Origin of the sequence: Niallia sp. Sow4_A1 (assembly GCF_052116745.1) — a bacterium.
Lineage (GTDB): Bacteria > Bacillota > Bacilli > Bacillales > Cytobacillaceae > Niallia > Niallia hominis.
The window spans coordinates 1-16,962 of record NZ_JBQKKM010000032.1 but is presented as its reverse complement, the minus strand read 5'-3'; the positions used below and the strand labels follow the sequence as shown (position 1 = coordinate 16,962).

13 protein-coding genes and 1 pseudogene are annotated in these 16,962 nt (G+C 37.5%); 13 read left to right on the top strand and 1 reads right to left on the bottom strand.

The features are described from left to right. Positions 1-9 precede the first annotated feature (9 nt). The 13 genes from hutU to ACTQ5K_RS16625 all read left to right on the top strand — a co-directional run bounded on the left by hutU (position 10) and on the right by ACTQ5K_RS16625 (position 16,064). Positions 10-1,680 (top strand): urocanate hydratase, encoded by a 1,671-nt coding sequence (gene hutU, locus ACTQ5K_RS16685; RefSeq protein WP_251629257.1) that lies wholly within the window; start codon positions 10-12, stop codon positions 1,678-1,680. Between the two features lie 3 nt (positions 1,681-1,683). Continuing rightward, a complete protein-coding gene (gene hutI, locus ACTQ5K_RS16680) occupies positions 1,684-2,958 on the top strand; it encodes an imidazolonepropionase (protein WP_251629256.1) in 1,275 nt (424 codons plus the stop codon). Positions 2,959-3,043: 85 nt separating this feature from the next. After that, positions 3,044-4,378, top strand: a complete 1,335-nt coding sequence (locus ACTQ5K_RS16675) for a YjiH family protein (protein WP_035416227.1) — start codon at positions 3,044-3,046, stop codon at positions 4,376-4,378. Between the two features lie 107 nt (positions 4,379-4,485). Next, complete coding sequence (locus ACTQ5K_RS16670) at positions 4,486-5,730, top strand: Zn-dependent hydrolase (RefSeq protein ID WP_251629255.1); 1,245 nt, start codon at positions 4,486-4,488, stop codon at positions 5,728-5,730. Positions 5,731-5,742: 12 nt separating this feature from the next. Continuing rightward, a complete protein-coding gene (locus tag ACTQ5K_RS16665; RefSeq protein ID WP_251629253.1) occupies positions 5,743-7,062 on the top strand; it encodes an amidohydrolase family protein in 1,320 nt (439 codons plus the stop codon). A gap of 210 nt (positions 7,063-7,272) precedes the next feature. Then, on the top strand, positions 7,273-10,185 hold the full coding sequence (locus ACTQ5K_RS16660) for a glycosyl hydrolase 115 family protein (RefSeq protein ID WP_441994087.1): 2,913 nt from the start codon (positions 7,273-7,275) through the stop codon (positions 10,183-10,185). Between the two features lie 435 nt (positions 10,186-10,620). Then, positions 10,621-11,301: a response regulator transcription factor gene (locus ACTQ5K_RS16655; RefSeq protein ID WP_031536448.1), complete on the top strand. Its 681-nt coding sequence runs from the start codon at positions 10,621-10,623 to the stop codon at positions 11,299-11,301. Positions 11,302-11,383: 82 nt separating this feature from the next. After that, positions 11,384-12,307: an ABC transporter ATP-binding protein gene (locus ACTQ5K_RS16650; protein WP_031536447.1), complete on the top strand. Its 924-nt coding sequence runs from the start codon at positions 11,384-11,386 to the stop codon at positions 12,305-12,307. Beyond that, positions 12,300-13,100, top strand: coding sequence for an ABC transporter permease (locus tag ACTQ5K_RS16645; protein ID WP_031536446.1), 801 nt, complete (start codon positions 12,300-12,302; stop codon positions 13,098-13,100). The genes ACTQ5K_RS16650 and ACTQ5K_RS16645 overlap by 8 nt, the downstream gene beginning before the upstream one ends. An 18-nt stretch (positions 13,101-13,118) precedes the next feature. Then, positions 13,119-14,012 (top strand): sensor histidine kinase, encoded by an 894-nt coding sequence (locus tag ACTQ5K_RS16640; protein ID WP_031536445.1) that lies wholly within the window; start codon positions 13,119-13,121, stop codon positions 14,010-14,012. Positions 14,013-14,056: 44 nt separating this feature from the next. Beyond that, a complete protein-coding gene (locus ACTQ5K_RS16635; RefSeq protein ID WP_031536444.1) occupies positions 14,057-14,815 on the top strand; it encodes an enoyl-CoA hydratase/isomerase in 759 nt (252 codons plus the stop codon). Beyond that, positions 14,816-15,592: a polyketide synthase gene (locus tag ACTQ5K_RS16630; protein WP_031536443.1), complete on the top strand. Its 777-nt coding sequence runs from the start codon at positions 14,816-14,818 to the stop codon at positions 15,590-15,592. Between the two features lie 211 nt (positions 15,593-15,803). Continuing rightward, entirely contained in the window at positions 15,804-16,064 is a 261-nt protein-coding gene (locus ACTQ5K_RS16625; protein ID WP_031536442.1) for an acyl carrier protein, read from the top strand. Positions 16,065-16,100: 36 nt separating this feature from the next. On the opposite strand, the pseudogene ACTQ5K_RS16620 reads toward ACTQ5K_RS16625, so the two are convergent. Continuing rightward, positions 16,101-16,715: pseudogene (locus ACTQ5K_RS16620) on the bottom strand (oxidoreductase); the annotation flags it as partial. Between the last annotated feature and the right edge of the window lie 247 nt (positions 16,716-16,962).

Here is a 16,962-nt window from a genome sequence, read left to right as displayed (position 1 = left end):
ATGGTACATGTGACACAAATAAAAAGACAAGTCGAACAATATACAGGTACTACATTACACGCGAAAAATTGGATCTCAGAAGCAGCATTACGGATGTTAAATAATAACCTCAATCCAGAAGTAGCAGAAAATCCCGATCAATTAGTTGTTTATGGAGGTATAGGGAAAGCCGCTCGTAACTGGGAATGCTATGAAGCGATTGTAAAGGAATTAAAGCAATTGGAGGAGGACGAAACATTACTTGTTCAGTCAGGAAAGCCAGTTGCTGTTTTTCAAACACATAAAGACGCGCCAAAAGTGTTAATTGCCAATTCCAATCTTGTCCCTGCATGGGCCAATTGGGACCACTTTAATGAATTAGATAGAAAAGGATTAATGATGTACGGGCAGATGACTGCTGGAAGCTGGATTTACATCGGCAGCCAGGGGATTGTTCAAGGTACTTATGAAACTTTTGCAGAATGTGCCCGTCAGCATTTTGGATCCAGCCTGAAAGGAACAATCACACTAACTGCTGGTCTTGGCGGAATGGGTGGAGCTCAACCGTTAGCAGTAACCTTAAATGAAGGTGTTTGTATTGCGATAGAAGTGGATCAACATCGTATCGACCGCAGACTAGAGACGAAATACTTGGATATTTCCACAGATAGTTTAGATGAGGCTATCCAAATGGCAAAAGAGGCAAAGCAAAAAGGTCGTGCTCTTTCGATTGGCTTACTCGGAAATGCTGCTGAAATTTTACCTCAAATGTTGGAGAGAGGATTTATTCCTGAGGTACTAACAGATCAAACCTCTTCCCATGATCCTTTGAACGGCTATGTACCTGCTCAGATGTCGCTTGAAGAAGCAGCAGAATTAAGAAATACCAATCCAGAAGCGTATACCATATTAGCGAAAAAAAGTATTGCAACACATGTGCAGGCAATGTTAGATATGCAAGCTAAAGGGGCAGTAACATTCGACTATGGAAACAATATTCGCCAGGTTGCAAAAGATGAAGGGGTTGAGAATGCCTTTGATTTTCCTGGCTTTGTCCCAGCGTATATTCGTCCTCAATTCTGTGAAGGAAAAGGGCCGTTTCGGTGGGTAGCATTATCAGGTGATCCGGAAGATATTTACAAAACAGATGAGGTTATTTTAAGGGAATTTAGCGACAATGAATCTTTATGTAAGTGGATCAAAATGGCACAGGACAAAATCAGTTTCCAAGGCTTGCCATCCCGCATTTGCTGGCTTGGCTATGGGGAACGGGCAAGGTTTGGAAAAATCATTAATGATATGGTGGCAAGTGGAGAATTAAAAGCACCAATCGTTATCGGACGTGACCATTTAGATTCTGGCTCTGTTGCATCACCAAACCGTGAAACAGAAGGAATGAAGGATGGGAGTGATGCGGTAGCAGATTGGCCGATTCTAAATGCATTAATCAATAGTGTCGGTGGAGCTAGCTGGGTGAGTGTTCATCATGGTGGCGGTGTTGGGATGGGTTACTCACTTCATGCAGGCATGGTCATTGTTGCAGATGGGACAAAAGATGCGGAAAAGCGAATCGAACGAGTATTGACGACAGACCCAGGTATGGGAGTAGTTAGACATGTCGATGCAGGCTATGAATCTGCTGTGAAAACTGCGAAAGAAAAAGGAATCCATATTCCGATGCTAAAAAATGCGGAGGTGTGATGCTTGACGGATCTATTGTTTATTAAACATGCAGCACAACTAATTACGGTGGAAGGTCATTCTGAAAAGCCAGCTAAAAAACAAGCAATGAGCGAGATTACAGTGATAGAAAATGGAGCAGTACTCGTGCAGGATGGTAAGGTTCTTGATGTTGGAGAAACAAGTGCAATCGAAGCAAAATATTCAGAATTGATTGCGACTGCAAATCATATAGATGCGACGAATAAGACGGTAACCCCTGGTTTAATTGATCCCCATACACATTTAGTCCATGCAGGAACAAGAGAGAATGAATATGCGATGCGTCTACAAGGAAAAACCTATATGGATATTATGAACGCAGGGGGAGGGATTCATGCCACCACTCGGGCGACACAGGAAGCATCATTTGAGCAATTATATGCGGAGTCAAAAGCTAGATTAGATAAATTTTTAACCCATGGTGTGACAACAGTAGAGGCTAAAAGTGGCTATGGCTTGTCCCTAGAGCATGAAATAAAACAACTCGAGGTTTCAAAAAAACTACAGCAGAATCATCACATGGATATCGTTTCTACTTTTATGGGAGCACATGCCATCCCGCTGGCAGATAAAGACGATCCAGAACGATTTGTTGATCAAGTCATTGACGAGATGATTCCAGAAGTGGCACGTAGGGGCTTAGCAACTTTTAATGACGTCTTTTGTGAGCGTGGTGTGTTTACACCAGAACAATCACGTCGCATTTTAGAAGCTGGGAAGGAACATGGATTAATTCCGAAAATTCATGCCGATGAAATTGAACCATACGGAGGGGCAGAACTAGCAGCTGAAGTAGGTGCGATATCTGCAGATCACTTATTAAGAGCTTCTAGTCAAGGGATTGAACAGATGGCAGAGCGTGATGTCATAGCTGTTTTATTACCAGGTACCGCATTTTTCCTAATGGCAGAATTTGCAGAGGCAAGAAAAATGATAGATAGAGGAGTTGCTGTAGCCCTATCAACAGATGCCAATCCAGGTTCCTCGCCAACCCTATCACTCCCATTCATTATGAATTTAGGATGCTTGAAAATGGGCATGACACCAGAAGAAGTTATAACCGCAACAACTATCAATGCAGCACATGCCATTGGTCGTGCTGACACGATAGGGAGCTTGGAAAAAGGAAAGCAAGCAGACATAACCATTTTCGATGTACCCAATTACCTAACCCTATCCTATCAGTATGGAATGAACCATGTGGATACTGTGATAAAAAAAGGAATACCAGTCGTTATACAAAAACAGCTTCAATGAAGGTGGTAATGATTTGGTGGAGATTACTAGCCTTTTCTCCACCAAAAGCAAGATGTATAAAAAATCATAAAATGGAGGAACTTACATGGAAAATACGGAAAAACAAATCCCTTTTGCAGAAGAAAAAAGCCCAAATAATAGTCTAAAAGTTTTTAAGTTTATTGTTTACAGCTTAATCGGTATTTTTACTTTTTTTATTCCTATTACCATCAATGACAGCTCCACAATTCCACTCGATCATCTAGTCACCTATGTTCAACAATCCGTTCCAGCGGCCTTACCATATTATGCATTACTCATTATCTTATTTGGCGCTATTTATCCATTTGTTAATAAATCATGGAAAAAAAATGCGGTCAATATCGTCTTATCCTTTTTCAAAATCATCGGTCTTGTTTTTGCGATATTTTATGTTTTTAAAGTTGGACCTGCATGGTTTTTTGAACCAGGAATGGGACCATTCCTATTTGATAAGCTAGTGATTCCTGTTGGGGTGCTTGTACCAATTGGCGCTGTGTTTTTAGCATTATTAGCTGGGTATGGATTATTAGAATTTATTGGAGTCCTTTTGCAGCCAGTTATGCGCCCTATTTGGAAAACTCCAGGTCGTTCTGCGATTGATGCTGTTGCATCCTTTGTAGGAAGCTATTCGATTGGTCTGTTGATTACAAACAAAGTGTATAAAGAAGGAAAATACAATATCAAAGAAGCAACAATTATTGCAACAGGGTTTTCTACTGTTTCTACCACCTTTATGATCGTTGTGGCGAAAACACTAGGTTTAATGGACATTTGGAATATTTATTTCTGGGTTACGTTAGTTGTAACATTTGCCGTAACAGCTATCACGGTGCGCATATGGCCACTTAACAGAATGAGTGAGGAGTATTATCAAGGAAATGCGAATCCAGAAGAGGTCATTAAAGAGAAGCGATTTCAACATGCATGGAAACAAGCGATGGAGGCTGTTGATCATTCATTACCAATCTATAAAAATATCGTTAGTAATTTAAAAGATGGATTTATTATGACAATGGCTATTTTGCCATCGATATTATCTGTTGGGTTACTCGGCTTAGTGTTAGCGGAATATACACCGGTTTTTGATATTATCGGAATGATTTTCTATCCATTTACATGGATCCTGCAAATTCCAGATCCGATGCTAGCTGCAAAAGCATCAGCCGTTGAGATTGCAGAAATGTTCTTGCCAGCGGGGCTTGTAGCAGAGGCCGAACTAATTACTAGATTCGTCATTGGAACGTTATCCGTTTCAGCCGTTATCTTTTTCTCTTCTCTCGTTCCATGTATTCTATCAACAGATATTCCAATTAGTATTCCTAAATTGCTTGTCATCTGGATTGAGCGAACAATCTTAACACTGATTATTGTAACGCCACTAGCATTTTTGCTTTTATAGTTTGTTTTTTTAAGAAATGACAATCTAAAACTCTCCTGACTTTTGGTTAGGGGAGTTTGGTTGTTAATCATAGATTGAAAGAATTACGAGAGGGAGCGAGGGGGAAAATGCTTAATGTAAATAAACAAAGAATAGAACAGAAGCTGTTTGCTTTAGGGGAGATTGGTCGTAATGCAAATGGAGGGATGGATCGGACGACATTTACTCCCGCTGAAATGGAAGCGAGAAATTGGTTAAAGCAGGAGCTTCATTCCTTGAATCTAGCTGTCCATGTAGATGAAGCAGCAAATATTTGGGGGAGAAAAGAAGGGAATAATCCAGAATTACCTGTTCTTACATTTGGTTCTCATATTGATTCAGTTCCAAATGGCGGCATCTATGATGGAGCGCTTGGAGTGATTCTCGCATTGGAAGTGATGCGTGTGTTAGAAGAAAATAACGTAAAAACAATGCATCCATTAGAGCTAGTTTCATTCAGCGCAGAGGAGCCTAACCCATTTGGTTTCTCCACTTTTGGCAGTAGAGCAATAACTGGAAAATTAACAGCTGAAGATATTATAGGTGTAGCAGATACAGACGGAAGATTATTAACAGAGGCTTTACAAGATGCAGGGGGAAATTCAAATAATTTTGCAAATGCAGTAAGAAGCCCTCGTGAATTTGCCGCTTATTTGGAGGTTCATATTGAACAAGGGAAAAGGTTGCTGCAACGTGATATCCCAGTTGGAATTGTAACGGGTATTACTGGGATTTACCGTGAAGAAGTAACGGTTAGAGGGGATGCGAATCATGCAGGGACAACACTAATGAAGGATAGAGTGGATGCATTTTTAGCAGCAGCAAGCATGGCGCTTGCCCTAGAAGAAATTTTACGAAACTACCCTGATGAAGAGGTTGTTGGGACAATTGGCCAGGTTTTCGTACAGCCAAATGCAACGAATATTATACCAGGCGAAGTAACCTTCTCTTTAGAAATTAGAGGGCAAACGAGGGAGAAAATTCAGGATGTCTTAGGAAAATGGGAAGAGAAGGTACAAATTATTCATAGACATAGAAAGGTGGAGATAAAGCGTTTAGTAAAGCTTGATCAAGCGCCTGTACCGATGGGTGAAAAGTTAATGGCATGTTGTGAGGAGCAGGCGGCTAATCTTGGCTTTCCGTCTTACCGATTAGGGAGCATGGCAGGCCATGATGCTGCCCATATGGCATCGATCACCGAAGCTTGTATGTTATTTGTTCCGAGTTTAGCTGGGAAAAGTCATTGTCCTGAAGAGGAGAGCAGGATGGAGGACATAGAAAAAGTCGGCAATGTTTTACTGCATTCTATTTTGGCATTGGATAATAGTCTTTAAGGAGGTAAATCGGTGGGGAATTTATTTATAGGGGATAGTGTTTATACGAACGGAACATTTAAAGAACAATATAGCTTATATGTGGAAGATGGAGTGATTAAGGAAATTGGTCCGACTGGGCAGTTAAAGGGAAAGTATAAAGGGGCTATGGTTCATTCATTAGAAGGAAAAACGATTATTCCAGGCACTGTTAATTCGCATAATCATTCCTTTCAAAGTTTACTGAGAGGGATTGCGGTCGATCGACCATTTTTGGAATGGCGAGATGAGGCATTATATAAATATACGCCTTACTTAGATGAAGTGGCGATTTACACTGGTGCTTTGTTTGCTTTTGGAGAAATGCTCCGCTATGGGGTGACAACGGTCAGTGACTTTTTCTATGTGCATAACAATGGGATAGCCTATGATGAAGCAGTTATCCAGGCTGCGAAGGATGTTGGGATCAGACTTGTGTTAGCACGAACAATGTATGATTGGGACGGTGCTCCAAAAGCGTATATCGAGACAATTGATGATGCTGTTTCCAGAACCTATGCGCTTGCGAAGAAATATCAAGGCAATTCGATGATCCATATCCAACCAGCGCCGCATAGTCCACATGCTGCATCTCCGGAAATGATTAAAGCCGGGCATCGTCTTGCTTGTGAAATTGACACACCGTTCCATATTCATGTAGCAGAAGAACCCTTTGAGGTGGAAGAGACGTTAGCGAAATATGGGCTTAGACCAGTCCATTACTTAGATTCATTAGGAGTAGTGGATGAGCGAATGATCGCGATTCATTTGGTTTGGCTAGAACAAGCTGAAATAGACCTCCTTGGTTCTAGAAACACATCTCTTGCTTATTGTCCATCTAGCAATATGTTTCTAGCTGATGGAATTACAAAGATTCCTGATTTGGTGAAGGCAGGTGTGAACATTACATTGGGATCAGATGGTGCATGTAGCAATAATCGCATTTCTGTTTTTGAGGAAATGAGAATGTGCTCGATTTTGCAAAAAGTTGATAGATTGGATGGAACGATTGTAAATGCCCAGCAAGTATTTGATATGGGCACAAAAAATGCTGGAGAAATCCTGCGTTTGCCAATCGGAAAATTAGAACAGGGAATGCAAGCTGATTTTGTGGCGATTGATACGAATGATTTGTCATTATTACCAAAAACTAATTTAATTGCAAATATTGTCTATTCGATGCAGCCAAATGCTATCAAGGATGTGTATGTGAAAGGGAAGCAGATTGTCGGTGATGGTAAGCTTTTGACGGTTTCAGAGGAGGCTATTGGGAAGCGGGTGAATGCTTTTTTTGAAAAGACTAGAGATGAATGAATTCAGGATCTAAAAGATGAAATAAATAGTGCTGAGCAGTAGGGAATCCTACTGTTTTTTTTAATAGAAAGCTGTAATTTGTATTCTTTTGCACATATGGAAAATAGAATATGGTATTATTTGTTATAGAACTAATGGTAATCGCTTACAATGATATCAACCACTAGTAAAAAATCTGTCATAAACCTAACCAATAGAAGAGGTGTTTATATGGAATTTACGATTAACAGAGACATGTTAAAAAGTGTAACAGCAGTTGATCATACTGGCTCCTTAATTTACCAAGAAAAAGAGGCATTTAGTGGAATACATAAAATTGCTAGAAAGGTTATGGGGGATGTGGAGTTAGTGTTTGGCTATGCACCACAAGCGACTTCGGATAGAAAGAAGCTTGGAAAGCATGCTGTTTTATATGGAACCTTGAACCATAGCCCAATGCTTCATGAATTGGAAGAGAAACAGCTGATTGATCTGTCAGAAGTGAAAGGAAAGAGGGAAGTTTATTTATTTCAAGTCATTGAAAATCCCTTTGAAGATGTAGAAAAAGCACTAGTAATCGCTGGGAGTGATAAGCGTGGAACAATCTACGGGCTATTTCATTTATCAGAGCTCCTTGGCGTTTCTCCGTTGGTGGATTGGTGTGATGTTAAACCAAAGCATAAAGAGTCTTTCTCATTAAGTGGAGATTTAAAATATCTTTCGAAAGAGCCGTCTGTGCGTTACCGTGGTTTTTTTATCAATGATGAATGGCCTGCTTTTGGAAACTGGACGACGAAGAATTTTGGCGGCTTTAATGCGGAAATGTATGACCATGTTTTTGAATTATTGCTGAGATTGAAAGGAAATTATCTATGGCCAGCTATGTGGTCTGCTCGTTTTAGCGAGGATGGACCAGGATTGTTAAATGCAGTATTAGCAGATGAATATGGGGTAGTCATGGGGGCGTCCCATCATGAGCCTTGTTTGCGAAATGGAGAGGAATATAAATATTTGCGTGGGAAGGACTCTATTTATGGAGACGCCTGGAATTTTATTGCAAATAGAGAAGGCATTACGAAGTTTTGGAAAGATGGTCTGAAGCGGAACGGAAACTTTGAAAATGTCATTACGGTTGGGATGCGTGGGGAAGCGGATACAACTATTATGGGGAAAGATGCTACCCTTGCAGATAATATCGAATTACTGCGAAATGTCATCCAAACGCAAAATCAATTAATCCGAGAAAATATCAATCCAAATCTTTCCGAAGTTCCAAGAATGCTAGCTTTATATAAAGAAGTAGAACCCTTCTTTTATGGGGATGAACATACGGCTGGCTTAATCGGATCGGAGGAGCTTGAAGATATCATTCTTATGCTCTGTGATGATAACCATGGAAATCTGCGTACATTGCCAACAGAAGAAATGCGCAGCCATTCAGGTGGCTATGGGATGTACTATCATTTTGATTATCATGGTGGACCCATTTCCTATGAATGGATAAATAGTTCGTATCTTCCGAAGATATGGGAACAGATGACAATGGCTTACGATTTTGGTGTTCGGGATTTATGGATTGTAAATGTAGGAGATATTGCTACACAGGAATTCCCGTTATCTTATTTCTTAGATTTGGCTTATGACTTTGAAAAATGGGGAACCTCTGCCAAAAATAAGACAGATGATTATACGAGAAAATGGATTGATACCCAGTTTGACGGTGTATTTAATGAAGTGAAAAAGGAGAAGGTTTTTGAACTCCTAACAGGCTACACGAAAATGGCACATAATCGCAGACCAGAGCATATGAATGCAGAAGTCTATCATCCTGTTCATTATAGGGAAACAGATCAGACATTACAGCAAATCGATTATCTTTTAAAGGCTGCAGAGGCACTATATAAACAAGTGGATTCAGAGAAATTACCAAAGTTTTTCTCTTTAGTCTATTATCCTGCTGTAGGAAACTTGAACTTGCAGAAGATGTGGCTTCTTACCGGGAAAAATCATGATGATGCCAAGCTTGGTAAAATGGAAGCAAACAAATTAGCGGAACAAATTAGAGCGTGTTTGACCAGAGATAGAGAACTGGTTGAGCAATATCATACCATTGATAATGGGAAGTGGTATGGAATGGGGATGTCTGAGCATATCGGTTTTACGAACTGGAATGAAGAAGGATGTCAAAACCCAATTCTTATGCAAGTGTTCCCCGCTAATAAACCGAGATTAATTGTTTCCATAGATGGGACGAATCAGCATTCGGAAGGCCCAGCATGGCATAATAATACACTGTATTTAGATGCATTTCTACAGCCGCATATAGAGGAAGCGACATTCACTATTTCTAGCTTAAGTGACAAAAATGCAGACTTTATGATTACTTGTGAAAACCAATGGCTAACATGTTCGAAAACGAGTGGTAGTTTGGATGGTAGAGATAAAACATCGGAAGTCATTCAGGTGAGCATTAATCGTAAGGAAATGGGAGACGATTCAGAGGGGCGTATTGTCGTAGAAATGCCTTGTGGTACGTGTACCATTCTAGTATACGCAGCCCAAAATGATTACAAAGAATTCCCTGAGCGGACTTTTATAGATACGAATGGCTATATTTCGATAGAAGCCGAGCATTATTTTCTAAACAAGGAAGCAGTGAATCAACAGGGGGACATGTATCGATTTGAAGTGCTTGAAGGCTATGGCAAAACATTATCTGCCGTGAAGGCTTTTCCAACAACCAAGCATTTTTCAGTAGGGGAGGATGCACCCTATCTGGAATATCATTTTGTCATACAGGAAGCTGGAGCCTATGAAGTAGAATTATATCTACAGCCTTCTAATCCAGTTACAAAGGATAATACGTTATTCTGTGGTATCCAAGCAAATGAGGATGACATCAACATTGTTAATATTATCCCAGAAGAATATATCGTTGGGGAAAGTGATAATTGGGGAGTGGATGTGCTGAATAATATCCATCGATACTGTCATCGAATCGAGTGTAAAGCAGGATTGAATACACTAAGAATTTATGCAGTAAGCCCAGGATATGTATTAGAAAAGCTAGTAATCTATCCAGAAGGTAAGAAGCCGGCAGCTAGCTATTTAGGGCCGACGGAAACTTATTATGTTGGAAAGTGAATAAGTTATTTTAAGAATATTTACTATTATGAAAGTTTTGAAGAGTCATCTAACAAATGAATTTCAGTAACGGAGGGTGTTCTATTTTTTTAAACATCCTCTTTATTTATTTGTTACTTCTTATGAATTCTCTTTAGTACCTTGGTATGTTTAAACAAAATAGCAACAATATAGGACTTGGGGTAAGGGAATGATGTTAAATTTATAAAACTTTAGAAGCAATTTGTTTAGTAAATAAAGAAATAAGAGGGTTATACTATCCTTTGGTCGAATAGCTTAATAGGTTTAAAATTCGGACAACAAGAGACTTTCAGAGTAGCAATTTTTATTTAATTATAAACTAGAAAATGAAGGAAAGGAGAAACTGTATTTTAGGATCACATACAGTTGGAAGTAAAGTGCAGGAAAACAGCACTACTTCTATATTAATCACAAATGGAAAAAATACTGATTATTGAAGATAATGAAGATGTAAGTAGATTGCTAGCAGAGTTTTTAAAAGATGAAGGATATGAAGTGAGCATTGAACTTAATGGAATGGAAGGTCTAATGGAAGCTAAAAAGAATCAATACAACTTGATTTTGTTAGATATCATGCTTCCATATAAAAGTGGCGAGGAAATTTTAAAAGAAATTCGAGCATTTCACGACATTCCGATAATCATTATTTCGGCTAAAGATATGGTTTCAACGAAGATTGACTTATTAAGATTAGGTGCCGATGATTACATAACAAAGCCATTTAACTTAGGAGAAGTTTCCGCTAGAATAATGACTAACCTACGTCATTATAATAGTCAGAAGAAAGCAAATAATGTATTGAAGTATAGAGATTTAAACTTAGATATTACGAATAAAGAACTTACTTTATCTGGAGTAAAATTAGACCTAACTGCAAAGGAATATCTCATCATGGAATTATTAATGCGGAATCCTGGAAAAGTTTATTCGAAAAGTAATATTTATGAATCTTTATGGAATAAAGAATATTTAGGAGATGATAATTCAGTAAAAACACATATCAGTAATTTGCGAAATAAATTAAAAACGGTTAACCCTGATATCGACTATGTAGAAACAGTATGGGGATTAGGATATCGCATGTATAAGGCTTAAGAAAAAATTTTCTTAACCCTTTTTTTATTCTTAACCTTTTCTTAACTTTTAGATATTATATTTGGAATTGAGGTGATGATGGATGATAGATTATATGTTAAAAACAAGCGATATTACCAAAACATTTCGTAAGGCAGATGCGTTACGAAATGTTTCCATTACAATAGAATCTGGAAAAATATATGGATTAATTGGAAGTAATGGGGCTGGTAAAAGTACTTTAATGAGGATTATTGCAGGTCTAAGTTTTCCGACATCAGGGAAAATGGAGCTTTTTGGGAAAGAAAGTCCTAAAGATATTCAAGCTGAACGTAAGAGAATTGGGTGCATGATAGAATCACCGAGTGTTAACCTCAGTCTATCAGCAAAGGAAAACATCAGATATCATAGAGTTTTACGAGGTATTTCGAATGAAGAAATTGAGGATGAACTAATACAGTTAGTGGGATTGGGTGATACAGGAAAAAAACAGGTTAAAGATTTTTCACTTGGTATGAAGCAGAGATTGGGAATTGCAGTTTCTTTGATTAATAATCCTGAATTACTTATTCTTGATGAACCAATTAATGGGCTAGATCCAATTGGTGTGAAAGAAATAAGAGTTTTACTTAAGAAGCTATGTGAAGAGAGACATATAACCGTTATTATTTCAAGTCATAATCTCCCTGAGTTATATCAGGTAGCAACAGATTATATTATTATCCATGATGGAGAAATCAAACAAACCTTAACGCTAGAAGAGCTGGAGAATAAATGTCAGAGACATCTTCTTATTGAATGTGAAAACCCGGAGGATCTTCTAGTTATATTAGAAACAGAATTAGGCACTACCAATTATAAAATAATGCCTGATAAGACTATAAAACTTTATAGCTATGTTGATGATAAGAAAAAAGTTGCCAAGACTATTTTTGAAAACGGAATTATTGCAACAAATTTTTCTGTAGAGGGAGATACGTTAGAAAACTATTTTATTTCTGTTATTGGAGGTGAAAAAAATGATTAATATCATTCAGGCTGATCTATATAAATTAAAAAAGTCTAAATCTATTCAAATATTGTTTTTAATTATGTGGGCTGCCGCCGCAATTGTGACATTAGTATCCTATTTAGTGGCTCAAGGAAAAGTAGGTGCTGAAATAAGTGGACCCATATCAGGATTAAGTGATGTTATGACAATAGCAATTGTTGGACCATTTTTAGCAGGTATCTATATATGTAGCGATTTTAGTAACAAATCAATAAATGATACGATTTCCTCTTGTGGCAATAGTAGAGGCGTTGTAATTATTAGTAAAGCGATTGTTTTATATTTATTAGTATTCCTTATGATTTTACCGTACACGGTCGTTACAATCATTGCGTTTTCCACTGGAGCGGAGTTTTCCGAACCGTTTTCTGCATCGATATTCCTTCATATTTTAGCAAATCAGACAGAACTAAATTTAACAGGAGCAGTAGTAGGAAAAATGCTTGTTATTATGCTTGTTATGATGTTAGCATATGCTTCCCAAATGAGTATAGGTATACTTCTTGCGTTTATCGTAAGAAAGACTTCGTTAGTTATCTTCTTAGGCTTCGGTATTATCATGGTTTTACAAATACTAGGAGGTTTGGGGACTGAAATTTCGGCTATAGAAAATATCCTTTCTTTTACACCGTTTTCTGTAAATAATCAGGATCTTTTCATGGATTCAGAAATAGCTGATATTTTAAAAGCTATTGGTGTCAGCCTATTATTTATTGTATGGATGCTTAGCATTACAAATGGAGTTTTTAGAAAGTCAGAAATTAAATAATTGGAAGGCTGGTCAGAAGTGAATATTGTAGTTGTTATTTTAATAGTAATAATTCTTGTATTAGTCATCTATATCGGACTTATGCAACTACAACTCCGTAAAATAAATTTGCAGCTTGAAAAACGTTTAAGAGAACATACCCGTCAGCCTGTAAGTGTTGAATTAATAAATAAAGACATTAATAAACTGACAACTATTGTTAACAAATATCTAAAGGTCGAAGAGAATATTCGTCTTAAAAGTATACGTGAAGATAAGAAGTTTAAGGAATTAATCGTTAATATTTCTCATGACTTGCGAACGCCACTTACTGCAATTAAGGGCTATCAACAATTAATGAAACGAGAAGAGTTGTCTCAAGAGCAAATAAGAAGGCTTAAAATTGCTGAAAAACATACAGAAGACTTAGAAAATTTGATTCAACATTTCTTTGAGTACTCTTATCTTTCAAATGCTGAGCCAATGATTAATTTAGAACGAACAAACCTTAATAGCCTTGTAGGAGAATGTCTTGTGACTTTTATTCCCTACCTGGAAGAAAATAAATTATCCATTCAATTAAATCAGACACCATCTATTTTCGTTTTAGCTGATAAACATTTGGTTCAAAGAATAATAAAAAATCTTATTCATAATTGTATTCAACATTCACAAGGGCAAATCCAAGTAAGTTTACTTATGGAGGAAAATGCCATTATTTCCTTCAAAAACCAGGTAGAAAACTTGACAGCAAATGAGGGGGAACGGCTTTTTGAACGTTTCTATACTGGGGATCAAGCAAGAAGTAAATCTGGCGGTCTAGGGCTATCTATAGTAAAGCTTCTTGCCGAACAGATGGGTGGAAGCACTCAAGCAATCATACAGAATAATACATTAGAAATTAGGGTGAGTTTACCGCTGTATACGAATTAGTGATGCAGGTTAATGTAAAGTAAATTTCAAGTGGGGGTATAAGGTTGGAGTGGAAAACACTAAAAGTCCGGTTTGAAGATCCTATTTGTTTTATACAATTTAATCGTCCAGAGGCAAAAAATACAATTAATGAGGTACTGATAAGAGAATGTACACAGGTTATGAAGATATGTAAAGAAAGAAGTAGTATCGTTATTTTTGAAGGTTCCCCAGAAGTATTCTGTTTTGGTGCAGATTTACAAGAAGTAGACATGAAGCAAAGTAGTGAACAAGCCTATAGACCAGATATACTTTATGACTTGTGGTTGAAAATGACGAATGGTCCGTTTGTTACCATTTCACATGTACGTGGAACTACCAATGCTGGGGGAGTGGGATTTGTTGCTGCAAGCGATATTGTTATAGCTGACGAAACTGCTGTATTTAGCTTGTCCGAGTTATTGTTTGGTTTATACCCAGCAATGGTTCTACCTTTTCTGACACGTAAAATAGGTTATCAAAGAGCACATTATTTAACTCTTAAAACAAATGGCATAGATGTAAAGCAAGCTCATAACTGGGGATTAGTTGATGCATATCAGGCAAAAAGTAATGTGCTCTTAAAACAACATCTTACTCGCCTAACTAAGCTGCCTAAATCGGCAATTCAACATTATAAAAACTATATGGGTGACCTAAATGACATGCTTATCAAGAGTAAGAATGGTGCTGTTACTGCTAATCAGCAGATATTTACAGATAAAGATAACTTAAGTCGGATTTATCAATTTGTAGAAAATGGAGTGTATCCATGGGAGGGTTGAATAATGAATTCGGTAGTAGAGCTAAAGGAAATCAAACCAGGAATTGCATTAATAAAAATGCAAGACAGAGAAAACAAAAATACATTTACAAATGAATTGTTACTAGGAATTAGGGAAGCATTTGCGGAAGTTGATAAAAATTCTAAATATAAAGTAATGGTTATTACTGGTTATGATAACTACTTTGCGACAGGGGGCACGAAGGATGCTTTATTAGCTATTCAGGAAGGAAAGGCTAATTTTGATAAAATTTCACCTGGAACTACTAATATCTATAGCCTTCCTTTAGATTGTAGAATTCCTGTAATAGCTGCTGTACAGGGGCATGCAATAGGTGGCGGTTTAGCGTTTGCGATGTTTTCGGATTTCGTAATTTTTTCAAAAGAAAGTGTTTATACTGCTAACTTTATGAATTTCGGATTTACACCAGGTTTTGGTTCAACTTATATATTCCCTGCTAAATTTGGAATAGCTCTGGCTGAAGACATTTTGATGAGTGCTAGAACCTTTCGTGGGGAGGAGCTAAAAAAAAGAGGTATCCCTTTTGAAGTATATCCACGTAAAGAGGTATTAAATCAAGCACTAGAGCTTGCTGAAATCATTGCAGAAAAACCTAGAATATCGTTAGTTTCATTAAAGGATCAACTTGTCAACGAGCATCGAAAAAAAATTTCTGAAGTTGTTAAACAAGAGATTAAAATGCATGATATAACCTTTCATCGTCCAGAAGTTAAAGAAAAAATTGAGAAATTATACATAAATCCTAGACAAGTATAATGAAAAAAATCGGATTTTTTCACTGTTTAGCTTAAAATGGGTTTCTTTTAACCTATTTTCGAAGATATTTAAGTAATCAATTATAATGCCTAATTAACATATAGAAGTACGTCTATTACAACAAACAAAGAATGCATCTCCTATATTATAAAATATGCTTCTATATACTCTTTTAGTACAAATAATTTGAGTGAAAAGGATGTAGATGAATATGCTAAAAAACGAAATATTTAAAGTTATTAAAGAAAGTATTTATGAGATTGTTCCTGAACTTGAGGGTGTAAATATTATGATTCAGGATAGCTTACAAGAATTAGGAGCAAACTCGATTGACCGTGCTGAGATTATTATTAACACATTAGAGATAGTCAATGCTTCTATTCCGATGATTAAATTTGGTGAAGCTAAGAATATCAATGAAATTGTAGACATTATAGCTACTGTAATCAATGAATCACATGTTGAAATATAAATCTGATATTAGCCTCGGTTAGGAGTGTCATGGATGGATAATCGCCAATGGAAAAGTCATTCGTTTTTCAAGGCTTCCGCCAAAGCGATCTTTACGATGATTGGATTGAGGAGAGAAAAATTGCTGAATAAGGTAGCCATTTGCTCCATGAATTTCCACACCATCATAACCAGCTTCAATCGCACGACGTGTAGTTTCCCCGAAAGCATCAATGATTGCTTCGACTTCCGATACTGATAAAGCTCGTGGAGTTGGATTTCCGCTTCCTTCAGCAGGTATGTTACTAGCACTCACAACATCCCCATTCACTAAGGCAGGAGGACACATCCGGCCACCATGGAAAATTTGGAGAACTGCTTTTGCGCCTTGTTCTTTAATACGTGAAGCTAATTTCGTTAGGCTAGGGATAAAGTCGTCACTATAGGCAGCAAATTCACCTGGGAAACCTTGGCCATTACGCGTAACGTTTGTACATGCAGTAATGACCATACTTACTCCCGGAGAACGATGTGCATAATAGTTCACTTCTGCTTCTGTAACAGTCCCATCTTGATTGGAAGAAAAATTGGTCATTGGAGCCATAACTACTCTGTTTTTAAGTGTTACTCCATTGGGCAAGGTAAACGAAGATAATAGCTCATTTTTAATCATCTATTTATGCTCCTTTTTAAAAGTATAAGCGTAATCATAAACAAATTAATCCATTCTGTAAATTATATTGCTCTGGTAGTTTTTCCGGATTTTAGTTTGAATAAACGTGGCAAACAATTTTTCAGGGATTTCAGGAAAGTATGAGTAAAATGTTTGTGGGAGAATAAATATCCTTTTTGTCTAGTTGGGGGACTCGTCCCCCAACTAGACAAAAAGGCCACCAAGCGAGAGCGCGGTAGCTGGAAAA

Coding starts and splice junctions, on each gene's coding strand:
- ACTQ5K_RS16675 (WP_035416227.1), top strand. CDS start 3,044: ATGGAAAATACGGAAAAACAAATCCCTTTTGCAGAAGAAAAAAGCCCA.
- ACTQ5K_RS16655 (WP_031536448.1), top strand. CDS start 10,621: ATGGAAAAAATACTGATTATTGAAGATAATGAAGATGTAAGTAGATTG.
- ACTQ5K_RS16645 (WP_031536446.1), top strand. CDS start 12,300: ATGATTAATATCATTCAGGCTGATCTATATAAATTAAAAAAGTCTAAA.
- ACTQ5K_RS16660 (WP_441994087.1), top strand. CDS start 7,273: ATGGAATTTACGATTAACAGAGACATGTTAAAAAGTGTAACAGCAGTT.
- ACTQ5K_RS16650 (WP_031536447.1), top strand. CDS start 11,384: ATGATAGATTATATGTTAAAAACAAGCGATATTACCAAAACATTTCGT.
- ACTQ5K_RS16670 (WP_251629255.1), top strand. CDS start 4,486: ATGCTTAATGTAAATAAACAAAGAATAGAACAGAAGCTGTTTGCTTTA.
- ACTQ5K_RS16625 (WP_031536442.1), top strand. CDS start 15,804: ATGCTAAAAAACGAAATATTTAAAGTTATTAAAGAAAGTATTTATGAG.